The 17,652-nt window shown below is 40.8% G+C and carries 12 protein-coding genes; 7 read left to right on the plus strand and 5 right to left on the minus strand.

Going from position 1 to position 17,652, the window contains the following annotated elements:
* Positions 1-40 precede the first annotated feature (40 nt).
* The 5 genes from PDL71_RS15080 to PDL71_RS15100 all read right to left on the minus strand — a co-directional run bounded on the left by PDL71_RS15080 (position 41) and on the right by PDL71_RS15100 (position 8,944).
* Positions 41-994, minus strand: coding sequence for a hypothetical protein (locus tag PDL71_RS15080; protein ID WP_407522526.1), 954 nt, complete (start codon positions 992-994; stop codon positions 41-43).
* An 18-nt stretch (positions 995-1,012) separates the two neighbouring features.
* Positions 1,013-2,734: a SusD/RagB family nutrient-binding outer membrane lipoprotein gene (locus PDL71_RS15085; protein ID WP_407522528.1), complete on the minus strand. Its 1,722-nt coding sequence runs from the start codon at positions 2,732-2,734 to the stop codon at positions 1,013-1,015.
* 11 nt (positions 2,735-2,745) lie between these two features.
* Entirely contained in the window at positions 2,746-5,922 is a 3,177-nt protein-coding gene (locus PDL71_RS15090; protein ID WP_407522530.1) for a SusC/RagA family TonB-linked outer membrane protein, read from the minus strand.
* A gap of 146 nt (positions 5,923-6,068) precedes the next feature.
* Positions 6,069-7,976: a ComEA family DNA-binding protein gene (locus PDL71_RS15095; RefSeq protein WP_407522532.1), complete on the minus strand. Its 1,908-nt coding sequence runs from the start codon at positions 7,974-7,976 to the stop codon at positions 6,069-6,071.
* 140 nt (positions 7,977-8,116) lie between these two features.
* Complete coding sequence (locus PDL71_RS15100; RefSeq protein WP_407522534.1) at positions 8,117-8,944, minus strand: hypothetical protein; 828 nt, start codon at positions 8,942-8,944, stop codon at positions 8,117-8,119.
* 102 nt (positions 8,945-9,046) lie between these two features.
* Here PDL71_RS15100 and PDL71_RS15105 point away from each other — a divergent pair, with 102 nt between their 5' ends.
* From PDL71_RS15105 to lnt, 7 genes are all read left to right on the plus strand, one after another.
* Positions 9,047-9,925, plus strand: coding sequence for a bifunctional 5,10-methylenetetrahydrofolate dehydrogenase/5,10-methenyltetrahydrofolate cyclohydrolase (locus tag PDL71_RS15105; RefSeq protein ID WP_407522536.1), 879 nt, complete (start codon positions 9,047-9,049; stop codon positions 9,923-9,925).
* Between the two features lie 36 nt (positions 9,926-9,961).
* Positions 9,962-10,585: a 7-carboxy-7-deazaguanine synthase QueE gene (locus PDL71_RS15110; protein ID WP_407522538.1), complete on the plus strand. Its 624-nt coding sequence runs from the start codon at positions 9,962-9,964 to the stop codon at positions 10,583-10,585.
* Between the two features lie 50 nt (positions 10,586-10,635).
* Positions 10,636-12,546, plus strand: a complete 1,911-nt coding sequence (locus PDL71_RS15115; RefSeq protein ID WP_407522539.1) for an OmpA family protein — start codon at positions 10,636-10,638, stop codon at positions 12,544-12,546.
* An 86-nt stretch (positions 12,547-12,632) separates the two neighbouring features.
* On the plus strand, positions 12,633-13,679 hold the full coding sequence (gene dprA, locus PDL71_RS15120; RefSeq protein ID WP_407522541.1) for a DNA-processing protein DprA: 1,047 nt from the start codon (positions 12,633-12,635) through the stop codon (positions 13,677-13,679).
* 54 nt (positions 13,680-13,733) lie between these two features.
* The gene (gene guaB / locus PDL71_RS15125) at positions 13,734-15,224 is read left to right on the plus strand and encodes an IMP dehydrogenase (RefSeq protein WP_407522543.1); all 1,491 of its coding nucleotides are present in this window, start codon (positions 13,734-13,736) and stop codon (positions 15,222-15,224) included.
* A 9-nt stretch (positions 15,225-15,233) separates the two neighbouring features.
* Positions 15,234-15,872 carry a hypothetical protein gene (locus PDL71_RS15130; RefSeq protein WP_407522545.1) on the plus strand — a complete coding sequence of 213 codons (639 nt, stop codon included), beginning with the start codon at positions 15,234-15,236 and terminating at the stop codon, positions 15,870-15,872.
* A gap of 127 nt (positions 15,873-15,999) precedes the next feature.
* Entirely contained in the window at positions 16,000-17,574 is a 1,575-nt protein-coding gene (gene lnt / locus PDL71_RS15135) for an apolipoprotein N-acyltransferase (protein WP_407522547.1), read from the plus strand.
* The last annotated feature ends 78 nt before the right edge of the window (positions 17,575-17,652 follow it).

Below are 17,652 nucleotides of genomic sequence, written 5' to 3' on the forward strand. Positions count from 1 at the left end.
CGCCATTGAAAGGCGGTCTTTTTCAAAAAAGCGGGATACCTTATTGTTTACGTAATGTAAGCTGGTAGTTACCGTAAGACAATCCTGTATTACCCGGCACATGATGACGAAGTAATAAGGTAATTGTTCCTGTACAGGAGTATACGAAGTTTCCTGAACCCTGAGTGGTAACAGCAACCGGTGTTGTACCATAATTACCATATTCCTGATTTGTTACCGTAGCGACACCACTGGCAACAGTTACATTAACAAGAATTGGTTTAGGACTGTTTCCTCCAAACGCAGGATTAGGGAAAACGTTTAACAATGATAAACTGGTTGATGTAGTAGCGGAAACAATATTATTCAACACATCTCCGGGGCTCCAGTCCGCCCAGTCATCCTGTACTACTAAATAATTACCCGCCATTACTGCAGGATTGTAGGGACAAACAACACTTCCTCTGAAAGAAAAAACGGGGTAAAAAAAGTTTGCACCACTCGCTGTAAAGTTGGAATTATTAGCTGTAAACTTTTTACCATCTGTTGTTACTACTTCAACATAACAGGTGAAGATACTGCCCGGTGCAAAATTGCCGGTATTTGCATTTAATTGCAGATTTAAAGCTGTAGCAATTTCCTGTGCTGTTACATAAATATCGAAATAGTTTGTGTCAACAATATTTATTTTTTTAATAAACTTCCAGTTGGCCTGGTTACCATCCGTATTACGAACACAATAGATGTTAATGAAAGAAATAGGGTCGCCCCATTGTCTAACTTTTACACCTATGCGTGCTGTTGATAAATTTGCTGCGTCTAAAGTATTCCCTAAATTACTTTGATCAGTCCATTGGTTTGTATTGGGATCGAAGAATGCCTTCCCTTTCATATAGGCTCCGGTTCCTAATCCCGCAACAAAGTCATTAAAGTCGTTTACAGTTTTGGTTGTACAGCTATAGAAGCCGGTAACCACTGCAAACAACAGGATTGTTACTATAAGATTTTTTTTCATTTTAATGATTTTTTATTTTTAGAACAATGTTGCTGAACCGTTATCCCAGAATACTCTTGCGGTATTATCAGTCTTTTGTTTAGCATTCAGGTTTAAAGTTACATGGTCTGCAGGATACCAGAAACTTCTGATAAACGGACCGGGATTCGGACTCAAAGAAGGTTGCATATTCGTTGGCATACCTGTTCTTCTGTAAGCATTCAGAAATTCAACGCCGTTACCAAAGCTGGCAATATGAAACTCTTTCATTACAATGTTGAGTTTTCCTGTTGCACTTGCTGCGTCATAATTACTTAATACAGTATTCACATAATCATTAATCTGTGATGTAGTAGCTGCATATGCAGGATCAGGTGTAACTGCTACAGTTGCAGGGAAGTTAACCACTTTTGTAATGTGCTGGCGCATAGCTGTTTCAAACAGGGAACGTGCAGTACCTGTTGTACTTAACACCAAATTTGCTTCTGCCAGGATAAAATGGGTGAAAGAAGACAACCAGATTGGATGAATTCCAGCTCCACGTCCACCAACATTTGAAGTTTGTGTTACAGCACTTGTAACCACGCTCGCAGCTGTACCATTATTATCACGGAGGGCATCAAAATCACCTGCCGCAGGATAAACACCCCATGCAGTACGGAACTGACCATCTGGCGGAATACCTGAAGGATCGTTATGATCACGTCCAAAAAAACCATCTCCTACCATACAATAAGCCATATTAGAAGGATAATGACCCGGAGGTAATTGTCCTTGGCAAGCTAACGTTGCGCCTGAAACAATCTGAGCGCCGCTTGAGTTTAGTTGATTATTTCTGAAATTGATCTGACGACGGAAATAATATCGGGTACGTGGATCAACGATTCCTTTTTCTACTAACATTTCCCAAGCAAGGTAGTTTGAGATATAAATGCCCACACCACCAGCAGCACGATAACAAGCTGTGTATTTAGGATGGCGGGAAGCGGGGTTTTCCAGATTGGTACCAAAACGGAACACAAAATCCTCTGCTTCAGTATCAATGATATCGCCGGTAGCAATTACTGCATTGATTTTAGAAGCAGCCTGAGCATCTGTAAGCCTGGTTGTGATATAAGCTTTCAACTTTAATGTATTGGCTAATGTCTTCCATCTTGTGATGGCAGCAGCTGTAGTTTGACCACCTGCACTGTAATATAGATCATTAGCTACCGGTGCACCTGCTGTTTTATTGAAATTAGCGATAGCATCATCCAGCAATTTGATACAGGCAGTATAAATATCTGCACCACGATCAATTTTTGGATTGATTACTGAGTTGGTAGGATTAGCTGCTTCTGTCCAGGGAACATCACCAAAATGATCCACCAGGGTCATGCCTGTATAAGCCTTCAGTACCTGTGCAATCCCTAAATGATGCCATTTATTTTGGGCTGCAGCAATGGGCTCCATGGCATTGGCCTGCGTAAGGATGCTGCGGTAAGCAGTGCTCCAAACGCCATTAAAGGTTTCAGGACGGTAAGCATTTAAGTAATTGGCTCCACCCATATTATTCAAGCGGGTTACTTCAGAACCTCTGTCTGACATGGTATTAAAAAAATCAGCAAAGCTTAACTGGATACCATTCAGGTAAAGATCCACATCCGCTTTATCCAAAGTAGGAGTGTTTGGATTCACCAACAACTCATCTAACTTCTTTTTACAGGATGTAACTGAAAGAACCAGTGCAGTTACAATCAAAAGATATTTATATTGTTTCATGTTCATAAAATTTAGAAGGTGATTCTGATACTTGCACCAATTCTTCTGGAAGAAGGAGCAGTCATTAATTCAAATCCACGAGCATAACTGCTTACACCCAGTGTAGAGGTCTCAGGATCAAAATTGGTATACTTAGGAAACGCAGGTGCATTATACCAGAGGTTCTGACCGGAGATGGTTAAAGAAATACCTCCAAACGGTGTTTTATTTAACACAGACTCAGGCAAGGCATAAGACAATGACATTTCACGCAGACGGATAACAGTTGCATCCCAAACACCAAACTCATCTGCACTAACTAACCTGTTATTAAAAAACACGTCAGAAACTGTGATCTGTACATTGTTAGGCTGTCCTTGCTGGTTAACACCGGGAATAACATACATCTGCTGACGGTCAATTTCAGTATCCTTAGTTACACCACGTGATAAAAGAATCAACGGAGTCATAGCAAACATATCGCCGCCACGGGAATAATCCCATTGCATACGGAAGCTGAATCCTTTGTAAGAAAGGTTGGTAATACCACTAATTTGGAAATCAGGGTTTACATCACCAATAACTCCAAGTGTAGGATCAACTATATAGTTTCCGTTTCCATCAACAACAGGTTGATTTCCTTTACTGGGATCTCTTTGAACTTTAGAACCATAAATCAAACCAAGTGGCTTATTAGGAAATGCAAAAATTCCGAGATCACTGTAACCGGCCAGGCCTATTTGCTGGATTTCAGCAGGGAAATCATAAGCACGGTTCCTGTTGAGTGTAAAGTTGGTATTTACATCCCACACCAGGTTTTTACGACGGATAATAGTATAACCTAACCCAAGCTCGATACCTTTATTTTCAACAGTTGCAGCATTAATACTTTGAACTGTGAAGCCTGATGAAGGATCCAGATCTTTATCAAGAATCTGGTTAGGATTACGACGACGATATAAAGTAAGATCGATATTCAAACGGTTATTGAACATCTTACTTTCAACACCCACTTCTACCTCTTTTGAAAGTTCTGGCAACAAATCCGGATTAGGACGACGACCAGCTAATGTATTTGAGTTAACCGTTGTACCGCCTTGAGTAAGGAAACGATTTGCCTGGATACCCAGAACTGCCCTTGTTTGATATGCACTACCGAAAGAAGCACTTGTTGAATAACCCGCACGGATTTTCAAATAGTTCAGTACTTTACTGTTTTGTAATGCTTCAATAGCTGCTGTTGGAATAAATGAAGCAGTTACATTGGGGTAAAGTTTTTGGCGGTTGTCAGATTCAAACTTAGATGACCAGTCGTTACGGGCACCCACATTTAAATACAAATAATCTTTATACCCAACTGAAGCGAAAGCAAAAGCACCTAACAGCATTTGTTCTTCACGGAAATCCAGGTCAGCTCCGCTTTCACCTGTCTTAGCTTGCTGTATGAAGTTGGAATGATCGAAAAGATCAAACACTAATTGCTGAGAACTATATTGTCCGAACTGCTTGTAATTATTGATATAAGCGTTCAAACCACCATCTACGTTCAATGTAAAATCTTCACCAAACTTAGTGCTGTAGTTTCCGATTAAGGAATGATCCCATATTGCCCTGCTTGCAGAAACAGTTCTGTAGAAACCAAGAGGCAACTCAACCCCTCCTTTATTGTGCTTATGAATGTGCTGCTCTGAATAGTTATCAAAACCGATCTTATATGTAAAGTTCAGATTTTTCAATGCATCGAAACGTAATTGAACATTACCATAAGCACGGTTAGTAATTTGTTGTACACGTGAGTTAGCTACAGTCCAACGTGGGTTTGTGATATCATTACCTGCCCTGTAATAAACAGAAGATCCATCAGCAGGGTTTTGATAAGGCCAGTTCATCAAGTCTACTGACGTTGGGGTGTAAATTAAATCACCGAAGACAGAGACACCATTATCAGATCCGCTTCCTGTACTACTTGCAGTAGGAGGTGTTTTAAAATCTGATGTTACAAAGTTGGCAGAGGCATTCAACGTAAACTTGTTAGTAAGTTTTACATTACCCCCAACACCAAATGAATTACGTGACACAGTGTTACCTGGTGTAAAGCCCTGATCATTCAGGTTACTGTAGTTGGCATTAAAAGCTGCTCCGGGACCACCGCCAGCTATATTCACACTGGTATTACTGATAACACCGGTGCGGAAAAAGTCTTTAACGGAAGGATAAAATTTATAGTCATATTTGGCCCCTACTAATTCAGGGAATGCTCCTCTTAAAGCAGGGCGATCGTAAGGATGTGGTAAACGCATTGGAGGATCAGTAAAAGCTATTGCTGACCAGTTACTGAAGAAGTTTCCAACTGCATTATTGAAACCATTACCGTATTTGGTAGTGTACTCAGGCAGGTTTGCTACCTGGTTCATAAACACAGACTGGTTTACAGTAATTTCTGTTTTCTTTCTTTCTCTGCGTGATACTGAACCATTTTTGGTAGTAATCAAAACCACACCATTACGGCCCAGAGAACCATAAAGTGTAGTGGCGCTTAATCCTTTCAATACGTTGATGCTCTCAATATTATTTGGATCAAGATCAAAGAAACGGCTACCGGTTTGGTTTCCGTATAAGAAACTTCCCTGTTGGTTAGTAGAACCATCAAAAGGCACACCATCCACTACAAACAGAGGTTGAGAACCACCTGTTAAAGAAGAAACACCACGGATGGTGATATTGGTACCCGAACCGGAAATACCACTACTGTTCAAAATGTTTACACCGGGAGCCTTACCCTGTAATAACCTCATAGGGTCACCTTCAGGACGGAGTTCTAACTGCTTCTTATCAACCGTAGCAACAGCATAACCTAATGCTTTTTTCTCACGTCTGATACCAGATGCTGTTACAACCACTTCAGCAAGTGATTCGCTGGCATTTACCATTTGAATGTTGAAAGTGCCGCCACTTCCAACTGACATAACCTGTTTGTTAAAGCCCACACTCGAAATTTCGATTGTGGCATTGCGTTTAACAGAAAGCTTGAATTCACCACTTGAATTAGTGGTAGTTCCGTTTGAAGTGCCTCTTTCCAAAACTGAAGCATTCGGCAACGGATTGCCTTTGTCGTCCGTAACCTTACCGGACACATCCACAGTTTGGGCCAGTGCTAATTGAGTGAAAAGCACAAGCACCCCAACCAGGAGGGATAACTTTTTTCTCATGTTGATAGATTTAGTTTTTAACTTCTCAAATATAGCTTTTCTGGATTAATGACAAAAAAATGTTAAAAAACCAGTTTCAAGCCTATTTTCAAGCTATGACAGAAGAATTTTAACATTTGCTGCACCTGTTTAAAGATTGATACCTCTTAAAATTTCCACAGTAATTGCACACGGCATTCAGTACGGCTATTCCCGGCAATTTCGTCCAGTCCGGAGCCTACCGTTTGGCGGTTGAGGTAAGTAGTGCGGGCCAGCCTGAGCCAGATGGAGAGTTGTTTTGAAACATCATAATTTACATTGGTGTAATAGCGGAACCCCTTATCAAAAAAGGCGGGGATAGAAAATCCATAAAGCACATCGTTTTCATAGGCGTATATACGGCTGTCAAAATTATCGGTTTCAAAATACTGCAGACGCAGGTTGCCGGAAAAGGGCTTCAGCATCGGTTTATAAAAAACATCAAAGAAGGCGAGGAATCCATTGCTCTGCAAGGGGCCTTTTTTATCATACCACATCGCATCAAGCCTTTGTCTCAGGGTAATAACCGAACTCACTTTGTACTGTGCCTGTATGCGCCAGTTTTTACGGGGAACGGCATTAACTACCGGCTCTATCGCCTCGTTATCGGGGTTAAAGTTGAGTGGCCTGCTTTCCTGCCGGTAACGTGTATAAATTTCCAGTTGCTTGTTAGGCTTATGTGTTAACTGAACAAGGAACTCCTTGCCAGAAGCCGGTGCATCAATCCTGAAACGGAGAAAAGGAAAACGGTAGAGATCCATATAAGCATCCAGCCGCCATTTAGAACTGGGTTTTAATGAAACTCCGCCAAAGAGACCTTTTTCATTGGTGGGCAAGGAACCTTCAGTAAATGCATTGCCAAAGATTGTTTGATACTGCGGTTGAATATTCCGGTACACCAGCGAAATATCAACTTTGGGATCAGCGCTCATGAGTAATCCATTGGTAAATGCAAGGTATTTTGACTGATGTAGCGCCGTCTCACCAAACCAATGCAGGTTGCGCCAGGTATAACTCCAGTCTAAGCTGTAATTAGTGAGCTTTGTACCTCTGAAAGCAAAGCGATTGTAAGGAACATCATCCCTGTTAAAAGGGCGGTTAAACTGAAAATGTACACCATTGATGCCAACATGGAGGTTGTTTTTATTATAGCTGATATTACCGCCAAATGAATTCATCTGCACCTGGTTCTTATCACTTTGTTCATTACGGGTTCTGTGCAAACCGGAAGTAAGCAAGGATGAAAAATAATCTTCGGCATTGGTACTGGTATCGGCTACAATATTTCCGCTCACTTTTCTGAACGATGCAAAGGCGGTGAACTGAAAACTTTTTTTCTCCAGCGTAATACCGGCGCCCCTGTTAAAAAAGTATTCGTTGGTTGAATTATAAGGACGCAGCAATGTTGCCTGCCGTTTAATATTGGTAACATCTACACTTTTACGAAAAGCAAGTGATTGCCATTGCATCAATCCCTGCCCCATATTAACTGTAAAATCACCAATAGCTAATGCCTTTACAATACCCAGGTTTCTTACAAACAAATGAGCGGAGTAAAAATCAAACCCGTTTTTTTGTGCACCTTTAAACCATTGCTCCCCGGGATCTTTTTCACCGGTTATACCATACTGTAAAAGATTTTTGTATTGATATTTATAGCGAACCAACAGACGCTCTCTGCTGCCCGGATAAAAACTGGATGCAGTGGTATCTCCTTTCAAACGGAAGCCCCTTGATTTTTCAAATACATAAGTGGCTCTTGATAGAATACTATGTTCCCCTTCTTTCAACCGGACTCTTAAGTCTTCCTTTGTTGACAAAGCAGCCCCAACAGTAATAAACGGAAGCATTTTCTGAATGGTTTCCACATCCCAGCCGGGCACCGCCTGTAACTCGTAAATACTGATGAGTTTACCAAACAGACGACGGTAGTTCATAAATGATACTATCTGCAGGGGAGATAAAAAAGGAAACTCTTTTAACTCCACTTCTGTAGCTGCATTCAGGTTTAATTTGTTGCGCAGATATTGCTGCAATGACTGGATATAAGAATCATCTTCTGTTTCGCTTTCATCTGCTTCCGTTATGTTTTCAACTTGCTGTTCTGTTACCTGCGTTTCTTGTGCAACAGCAGAAAAAAAACAGACACAAAAAAACAATATGAAGCAAAAGCACCTCACTCGTTTTCCTCCGGTTTAGAAAATTGAAATAAAAGAAGTACAGCAGGTGAAATACCCAACTGCGGATGATAACTGGTAGCAAAATCAAGTCTCAACTGACCCAGTTTTAAACCAACACCTGCAAAAGGTTGTTCGCTCAATGTATTGATTCCGGCACGAACCAGAAGTTGCTCAGCTATGGCATATTGAAAAGCAGCATTTACCGCCAGGTTTTTATTTTCTTCCTTCACTATTTCGGCAGTAATAAAAAACTTAGAAGAAATTTCATAACCGAAACCACCCCGGTAAACAGCGGCGATCTTTTCTTTGGTTTCTTTATTCAACTCACCGCCCACAGGATTAAACACACTCAATCCTGCATGGAGTTTTTCACTCAAATGCATGAGCACGCCGGCTTCAAAATGAAATGCAGCAGCTTTTCCATAAGCGGGTATCTGCAAATTGTAATAATTAAACTTAACACCTACATCCACTTTGGAACCAAGTGAACGGCCATATCCCAATCCCAGTTGTGTTTCATTGTAATTTTTATTGCCGAAATAATCAGCCTGCACTCCAAAACTGCCGGATGCAGTTTTAAATGCTCCAACAGCAGTATATTGGTTGAAAGCATTCAGTAAAAAACGACGTTCGCCATACACACCTGCGCCGGAACTTTTCATAGCTCCAAGAGAAGCCGGATTGATCATCATCGAAAAAGCATCGGCCCTGTTTTTACTGTAAGCCCCGATGGCAGGATATAAAGCAGATAAAGGCTGACGTACTGTTTGTGCACATAAAGAAGCCGTACAGATCAATAATGCCGGGATCAGGAAACGTTTCAAGCAGTTTTGTTTTGAGAGGTAAACTTAAGTATTTACCTGACGCCGCTCAATTAAAATTTTGTAATCAACTCAAAAGCAGGATTGATGCTTTATTTTTGCGGCATGCAATTACTCGACGGAAAGAAAGCCGCACAGGCCATTAAAGAAGACCTCACTCAAAAAACCACACAACTCACCAACGCCGGTAAACCCCGCCCACACCTGGCAGCCATTTTGGTGGGCAATGATGGAGCAAGTGAAACCTATGTAGCTTCTAAAGTTAAAACATGTGCTGAAATAGGTTTTGAAAGTACGCTCAAACGATTGCCCGCTACAGTTACTGAAGATGAACTGTTACAGGAAATTGAAGCGCTTAATAAAAATGAAGAAGTAAATGGCATCCTGGTACAGTTGCCGTTGCCCAAACATATTTCTGAAAGCAAGGTGATACAGGCTATACATCCATCAAAAGATGTGGATGGCTTTCACCCGGTGAGTGTGGGTAATATGGTGAGCGGTGCTCCTACTTTTATTCCGGCAACGCCTTACGGAATTTTATTGCTGCTGCAGCATTACAATATTGAAACAAAAGGAAAGCATGCAGTGGTTATTGGCCGCAGTCATATTGTGGGAACACCCATGAGTATCTTGCTCAGTCGAAATTCTTATCCAGGTAATTGTACCGTTACTATTTGTCATAGTGCCACAAAGAATCTAAAAGAATTGTGTTTGCAGGCAGATATTATTGTAGCAGCATTAGGCCGGGCCGAATTTGTTTCGGCTGATATGGTGAAAGAAGGCGCTGTTGTTATTGATGTGGGAATTACAAGAGTAGCGGATGCTTCCAAAAAATCAGGCTTTAGTTTAAAAGGCGATGTGAAGTTTGATGAAGTAGCTCCCCGTTGCAGTTATATCACACCGGTTCCTGGTGGTGTTGGCCCTATGACGATTGCAGGATTATTGATGAACACTTACAATGCCTATTTAAAAAAACATTCCTGAGTGAACGCTGTAACAACCATACAACAACTACCCGTTATGGAGTCCTTCTACACGCTGCAAGGTGAGGGATTTTATCAAGGCCATGCTGCTTATTTCATTCGTTTAGGGGGTTGTGATGTGGGTTGTGTTTGGTGTGATGTAAAAGATAGCTGGGATGCCACTAAACATCCTAACTATAGTGTGGATGAAATCATCGCAAAGATGAACAGCGATATTGCTGATGAAACCGGCAACAGGATAAACCAAAACAATACTGCCAAACCCATCGTTGTTATTACCGGCGGCGAACCTTTGATGCACAATTTAGATGCGCTTACCAAAGCATTGCACAATCAAGGTTACAAAACCAATATTGAAACCAGTGGTTCACATCCGTTAAGTGGTGAATGGGATTGGATTTGTCTTTCACCCAAAAAATTTAAAGCACCGTTACCGGAACTTGTACCGCAGGCTCATGAATTAAAAGTGGTGATCTTTCATAAATCAGATTTTGAATGGGCAGAACAATATGCAGCACAGGTGGCACCCCATTGTAAATTATACCTTCAGCCGGAGTGGGATAAAGCAGCACAGGTAACACCTCTCATCATCAACTACATTAAAGAACATCCGCAATGGGAACTGAGCCTGCAGTTACACAAATACATTAACGTGCCTTAGCAATTTCCCGTTTCATTTTTCGTTACTTTAGAAGAATGAAATTCAACTCATTGAAAAATCTTTTTTGCTTCAGCCTTCTTCTTCTTTCATTTACTGTAAGTGCACAGTGGTACAATCCTGATAAAGTAGATAAAAAGCTGGGCTATAAATACGGCAGTGCCCTTAACCTGGCGAAAGAGCGTAATTATGATGAAGCACTTCGTTTACTGGATGGATGTATTGCAGATGACAACCGTTTTGTAGATGCATGGCTTAGCAAGGCTGGTATTTTATCTGAGTTGAAAAAATACAATCCTTCGATTGAAAGTTATCAGCAGGCATTCCTGCTGGATTCTGTATATGCCTCCAATTTTCTGCTCTCCTACTCTATTGCACTGGCTGGCAAAGGTTCTTTTGCAGCAGCTAAAAATGCAGTCACTGCATTTCTCACCAAACAGAATTTAAATGAACGGGTGATAAAAGCAGCACAATACCGGTTAAGCTGTTACAATTTTGCATTAGAATACCAGCAACAGTTTCAAACAGGTGCTTATGTATTTCAACCAAAGAATCTTGGCGACAGTATCAATACAAAATTCTCTGAGTACCTGCCATCAGTTACAGTGGATGGTAATGAACTTTTATTTACACGGAGAGTAAATAACCGGAATGAAGATTTTTTTATCAGTCAAAAAAGGAATAACGTTTGGAGCAACGCTGTTCCTGTTCCCGGCGAATTAAATACGGATGTAAACGAAGGAGCTCCAAATATTTCACAGGACGGAAAACAAATTGTATTTGCGGCCAACTACGGTAATGAAGGCGAAGGCAATTTTGATATTTATATGTCGTTTCTCAACAAAACCGGCTGGGGTCCGAAGATCAACCTTGGCAGAAATATTAATTCAGAATATTGGGAAACGCAACCCTGTTTATCACCCGATAAAAAAACACTCTACTTTGTGGCAAGTGATCCAAGTGGTTTTGGCGGAAGTGATATTTATGTAAGCTCCCTGCAACCTAATGGCAGATGGGGCCAGGCCCGTAATATGGGAGCCGGCATCAATACAAATGCTGACGAAGGAAGTCCTTTTATACATGCCGATAATCAAACACTTTATTTTACGAGTAAAGGACATCCCGGTTATGGAGGTAATGATGTGTTTATGGTACGCAAACAGGCAGATGGCAGTTGGAGTAAACCACAAAATCTTGGTTATCCCGTAAACACCATTGATGAAGAAGGTGGATTGATCATTGCCAGTGATGCAAAAACAGTTTACTTCTCCAGCGATGGATGGGATAGTCGTGGCGGACTGGATATTTTTACATTTGAATTACCCACTCATGCCCGTCCCTTTAAAACATTATGGGTTAAAGGAACGGTGTTTGATAAAAAAACAAAACAGGGATTGCCCAGCAATGTAGAACTGATTGATTTAAGTACTGCACAAACCATCAGCAATGTACAAACAGATGAAGAAGGAAATTATTTGATTACACTACCCGTAGGAAAAAACTATGCTTTCAATGTAAACCGGAAAGGCTATTTGTTTTTCAGCGAAAACTTTATGCTGCTGCAAAAAGAAAATGACAGTGCGTACAATATCAATATTCCTTTAACGCCCATTGAAGTAAATGCCAGCATCGTTCTCAAGAACATTTTCTTTGATACAAAAAAAACCGAACTGAAATCTGAATCACTCATTGAGCTGGATAAAGTAGTGCAACTGATGAAAGAGAATCCTACGCTTAAAATTGAAATCAGCGGACATACTGATAATGTGGGCAAACCTGCCGACAATCTGCTCTTAAGCAATAACCGGGCAAAGGCAGTAATCAATTACCTGCTTAGCAAAGGCATTGCTGCCACAAGACTCAGCTTTAAAGGAATGGGGGCCAATCAACCTATAGCAGATAATAAAACAGAAAACGGACGGGCTCAAAACAGGAGAACAGAGTTGAAAGTTTTAGGCAAATAATGTATTTTCATTGCCTTATCAATTCCATATTGAACACCGACCTCTTATACCAGCTTGCCTTAACACAGGTACCACAAATAGGATGCGTGCAAGCCCGTTTACTTTGTGATGAATTTGAAACAGCAGAAGCTATTTTTAAAGCAAAAAAAACATTACTCGAAAAAATTGAAGGTATTGGCGAAGTAAGGGCCAAAAATATTAAAGCCTTTACTGCTTTTAAAGAGCAGGAAGAAGAAATAAAGTTTGTTGAAAAATATAAAATTACACCACTCTTTTTAAAAGACGCATCGTATCCGCAACGTTTGCTGAATTGTTATGATCCGCCCACCGTTTTATTTTATCGTGGTACTGCCGATTTGAATCATGCAAAAATTATTTCTGTCATCGGTACAAGAAGTAATACGGATTACGGAAAACAAATAACCGAACAGATTTTGGAAGAACTTGTTTCGTTACAACCTTTGATTGTAAGTGGTCTCGCCTATGGTATAGATGCCATCGCTCACAAAAAAGCAGTGAAGGAACAGTTGCCAACAGTGGGTGTATTAGCACACGGGCTGGATAAAATTTATCCTTCATCTCACACTTCGCTTGCAAAAGAAATGATTGCAGCAGGAGGCGGTTTACTTACCGAGTTCAGAAAAGATACCAAACCTGATAAACACAATTTCCCCACCCGTAACCGCATTGTAGCCGGTATGTGTGATGCAACAATTGTAATTGAAACCGGTGTGAAAGGTGGCAGTATGATAACAGCACATCTGGCTAACAGTTATAACCGTGATGTATTTGCCATACCCGGTAAAACAACAGATAGCAAAAGTGAAGGTTGCAATTATTTAATTCAAAGTAATAAAGCCATGCTCATCAGAAACGGAAAAGACATTATAGAACAAATGGGCTGGCAGGATGCTGCTTCAAAAAAAGACGTGAAGCAGAAAAAACTCTTTGTAGAACTTACTGATGATGAAAGACTATTGTATGACCTGCTCTCCAAAAACGGGGCGATGCACATTGATGATATCAATATCAACTCAAAGCTCAGCAGTAGCGCTGCAGCAGCCGCCCTGTTAACAATGGAATTAAATGGCGTGGTAATGAGTTTACCCGGCAAGATGTACACACTTTCATAAATACACTCCCAATTCCAATTTGGAAGCAATACTGCCGCTACCCTATCTTTGCACATGGCAACAAGAAAATCTCCCGCTACCAAACTCAACAACAAATTTTTCGGTGAAGGTTTAACCTTTGATGATGTGCTCCTGATGCCGGCTTTCAGCCAGGTACTCCCCAGGGAAACCAATATCAGCACACAGTTAACCAAATCTATTTCCTTAAACATCCCCATGCTTTCTGCAGCCATGGATACGGTTACAGAAGCAGGTTTGGCCATTGCCCTGGCACGTGAAGGCGGGCTGGGCATGCTGCACAAAAACATGAGCATTGAAGAACAGGCTGCACAGGTGCGTAAAGTAAAACGAAGTGAGAGCGGTTTGATTATAGATCCCATCACCTTATTGCAGAACGCAACCATTGGCGATGCATTGCAGTTGATGAAAGAAAATAAAATCGGTGGTATTCCCATTGTTGATGCCAATAAAAAACTAGTTGGCATTCTTACCAACCGTGATCTTCGTTTTGAAACAAATGGCAAACGCAAAGTGAGCGAAGTAATGACTTCGGCCAATCTCATTACAGCTCCTGAAGGAACAGATCTTAAAAAAGCAAAAACAATTTTAAGTCAGCATAAGATTGAAAAATTACCGGTTGTAAAAAAGGACGGAACACTTATCGGCCTGATTACGTACCGAGATATACTGCAACTGCAAAGTCATCCTAATGCGGTGAAAGATTCTTATGGCCGTTTACTGGTAGGCGCTGCTCTTGGTATTACAGCTGATTTATTTGACCGTGCTTATGCCTTACAGCAGGTAGGTGTGGACATTGTTGGTTTGGATAGTGCACATGGCCACAGCAAAGGTGTAATGGAAGCCTTAAAAGGTTTGAAAAAGAATTTTAAAGGTCTGCAGGTAATAGCAGGAAATGTTGGTACAGCAGCAGGTGCCAAAGCATTAGCTGATGCAGGTGCTGATGCGGTAAAAATAGGAATCGGTCCCGGCAGTATTTGTACCACACGTATAGTTGCAGGTACGGGTGTGCCGCAACTCACTGCCATTATGGAAGCCAGTAATGCTTTAAAACAAAAAGGAATTCCTGTTATTGCTGATGGTGGTATCCGTTATACCGGTGATATGGTAAAAGCATTGGCCGCCGGTGCCAACTCGGTGATGATGGGAAGTGTATTTGCTGGAACAGAAGAGAGCCCGGGTGAAACCATCATCTTTGAAGGAAGAAAATTCAAACAATACCGTGGTATGGGGTCCATTGGTGCTATGCAACAGGGAAGTGGCGACCGTTATTTCCAGGATGTAGAAGATGGTATTAAAAAATTAGTACCGGAAGGAATTGAAGGAAGGGTTCCGTTTAAAGGCAATGTTGCTGAAATCGTACATCAGTACACTGGCGGCTTACGTGCCGGTATGGGTTATTGCGGCGCAAAAAATATTAAAGACTTACAAGGTGCAACGTTTATTAAAATCACGAATGCGGGTATGAAAGAAAGCCATGCGCATGATGTGATTATTACAAAAGAAAGCCCGAATTACTCCCGGTAAATAAATTATATGAAATACACAATCCTTATTATTTTACTTTTTAATGTGAGCCTCTCCTGCATATCGCAGGAAACTGCTGTAACAAAAGATGGTAAAAAAGTTCTTTTGTATGAAAACGGAACATGGAAATATATACAGGATGTTGAAGGGGTAAAAATGCCCGACAGCTCCATGAAAAAATTTTCAAGACCCGCTGCCTCAAAAACACTACTGGCTTCCAAAAGAACAGATCATGCAATTTGGTATGATGCTACAAAATGGGCATTATCTGATATGAAAGTTTCAGATGTAAATGAATATTTGTTCAAGCTCAAAAACGAAGACGCTTACTGCATGACTGTTGTAGAAAAAATTGAAATCCCCATTGACAACTTTAAAAATATTGTTCTGAAAAGCCTGGAAATGAAAGGCCTTGAATCAGTAGAGGTTCTCGATGAAGATTTCAGAATGGTTAACGGACAAAGAGTTTTGCAACTCCAGTTTACAGGTTCGTTACAAGGTATGCGTTTCACTTATATGGGATATTATTTCAGTAACGAATCAGGTACTTCACAAATTCTTTGCTATACTTCAGCAAACCTTTTTAAGCAGTATAAAGCACAGTTTGAAAATATGCTGAATGGTTTCACTGTTCAGTTGACAAAATAAGCGTTGAACACACCCGCTCCGCCCGCTGTAAGCGGTCTTACCGGGGATTTAGTGTTACTTGCTTGTTTAAAAACAAAAGGCCAGAGCTTATCACCGGCTTTCATTTATTTTTACATAAATCAATAAAGTGAGAAAAGCTTATCCTGTTTTCTTATCATTGCTTTCCGGCTTCCTGTTTTACTTATCCTGGCCTCCTGTAAGTTTTACTGCAGCCGCTTTTTTTGCGTTCATCCCATTGTTCTTCATCCGGGATCAGCAGTTTTCAAGAGTCAAGTTTTTTTCACTTATATACCTTGCGTTATTTGTTTGGAATGTTAGTACTACCTGGTGGATCTGGAACTCAACTGCTGTGGGTGCTGTTATGGCCATCGTTACAAACAGTTTGCTCATGTGTATTCCATGGATGGGTTTTAATTACATACACAGAAAACTCGGAGCAGTGTGGGCCTATCCATCTTTTACTGTTTTCTGGATGAGTTTTGAATACATCCATCTGCAGGATTGGGGATTAAGCTGGCCTTGGCTTACATTGGGCAATGTATTTGCATCCAGAACAGAATGGGTTCAGTGGTATGAATACACAGGTACCAGCGGAGGCACTTTATGGATACTTTTGATAAATGTACTCGTCTATAAATTTCTTTCTGCGCTTCATCATTCAGCAATACAAAGAATAAAACAAACAGCATGGATAGCAGTTTTATTAATTGCGCCTGTATCCCTATCCCTGCTCATTGAAAAAAAATGGCTGCATACACCATCAGGAAATAATAAATCGGTTGTTGTAGTACAGCCTAATATCGATCCCTATGAAAAACTGGCAACGGGTACCTTTGAAATGCAACTGCAAAAACTCATCCGTTTAAGTGAATCAAAAATTGACAGCTCAACATCCTTACTCGTTTGGCCGGAAACTGCATTGTACTCTGCTAATGGTTTTGATGAAACTAATCTCAACACTAATTTCTTTTTAAATCCATTGTTTGATTTCTTAAAACGACATCCCGATCTCCAATTGTTTACCGGCATTGAGAGTTACCGGGTCTTCAATGAAAAAGTATCCAACGTGGCAAAACCTATTGAAGGCACTTCTAATTATTATGAAGTGTACAATGGAAGTGTGTTGATGGATAGTACCGGCGCCAAACAATTTTATCACAAATCAATGCTGGTACCCGGTGTAGAAACATTGCCGAAGTTTTTACTTTTCCTTGGACCTGTATTTGAAAAATTCGGCGGTACAGCCGGCGGTTATGCCACCCAAAAAGAACGTACACCTGTAACCACCACTAAACAATGGATACTGGCGCCTGCTATTTGTTATGAAAGTATTTATGGCGAATACATGAGTCAATATGTGTCCAACGGTGCTAACCTCATCACCATTATCACCAATGACGGATGGTGGGGAAATACACCCGGCCACAAACAACATCAACTGTATGCCAGGCTTCGTGCCATTGAAACCAGGACATGGGTAGTACGCAGTGCCAATACAGGCATCAGTTGCTTTATTGATCCTTCAGGAACAGTAATTGATCCGCAACCATGGTGGAAGGAATCTGCAATAAAACATCAACTCCCCGCAGTACAAAACAAAACCTTCTTTGTTCGCTATGGCGATTTATTAAGCAAAGCAGCTTTAATCATCACAGCACTCATTTGGCTAGTTGTATTGTATAAGAGGTTCAGCAATAAATGAACTTAATACCCCCGCCTTCGTTAATCATTTCTCAAATCAAAAAGCACAAACAACTTTACCGGTTACATTTAGTAATTT

It is taken from the genome of Lacibacter sp. MH-610 (genome assembly GCF_045780045.1).
In the GTDB taxonomy this organism is placed as follows: Bacteria; Bacteroidota; Bacteroidia; order Chitinophagales; family Chitinophagaceae; genus Lacibacter.

Excerpts from the sequence above, each read along its gene's own strand:
- PDL71_RS15130 (WP_407522545.1), top strand. The coding sequence starts at position 15,234 with ATGAAATACACAATCCTTATTATTTTACTTTTTAATGTGAGCCTCTCC.
- PDL71_RS15085 (WP_407522528.1), bottom strand. The coding sequence starts at position 2,734 with ATGAAACAATATAAATATCTTTTGATTGTAACTGCACTGGTTCTTTCA.
- guaB (WP_407522543.1), top strand. The coding sequence starts at position 13,734 with ATGGCAACAAGAAAATCTCCCGCTACCAAACTCAACAACAAATTTTTC.
- PDL71_RS15110 (WP_407522538.1), top strand. The coding sequence starts at position 9,962 with ATGGAGTCCTTCTACACGCTGCAAGGTGAGGGATTTTATCAAGGCCAT.
- PDL71_RS15090 (WP_407522530.1), bottom strand. The coding sequence starts at position 5,922 with ATGAGAAAAAAGTTATCCCTCCTGGTTGGGGTGCTTGTGCTTTTCACT.
- PDL71_RS15080 (WP_407522526.1), bottom strand. The coding sequence starts at position 994 with ATGAAAAAAAATCTTATAGTAACAATCCTGTTGTTTGCAGTGGTTACC.
- PDL71_RS15105 (WP_407522536.1), top strand. The coding sequence starts at position 9,047 with ATGCAATTACTCGACGGAAAGAAAGCCGCACAGGCCATTAAAGAAGAC.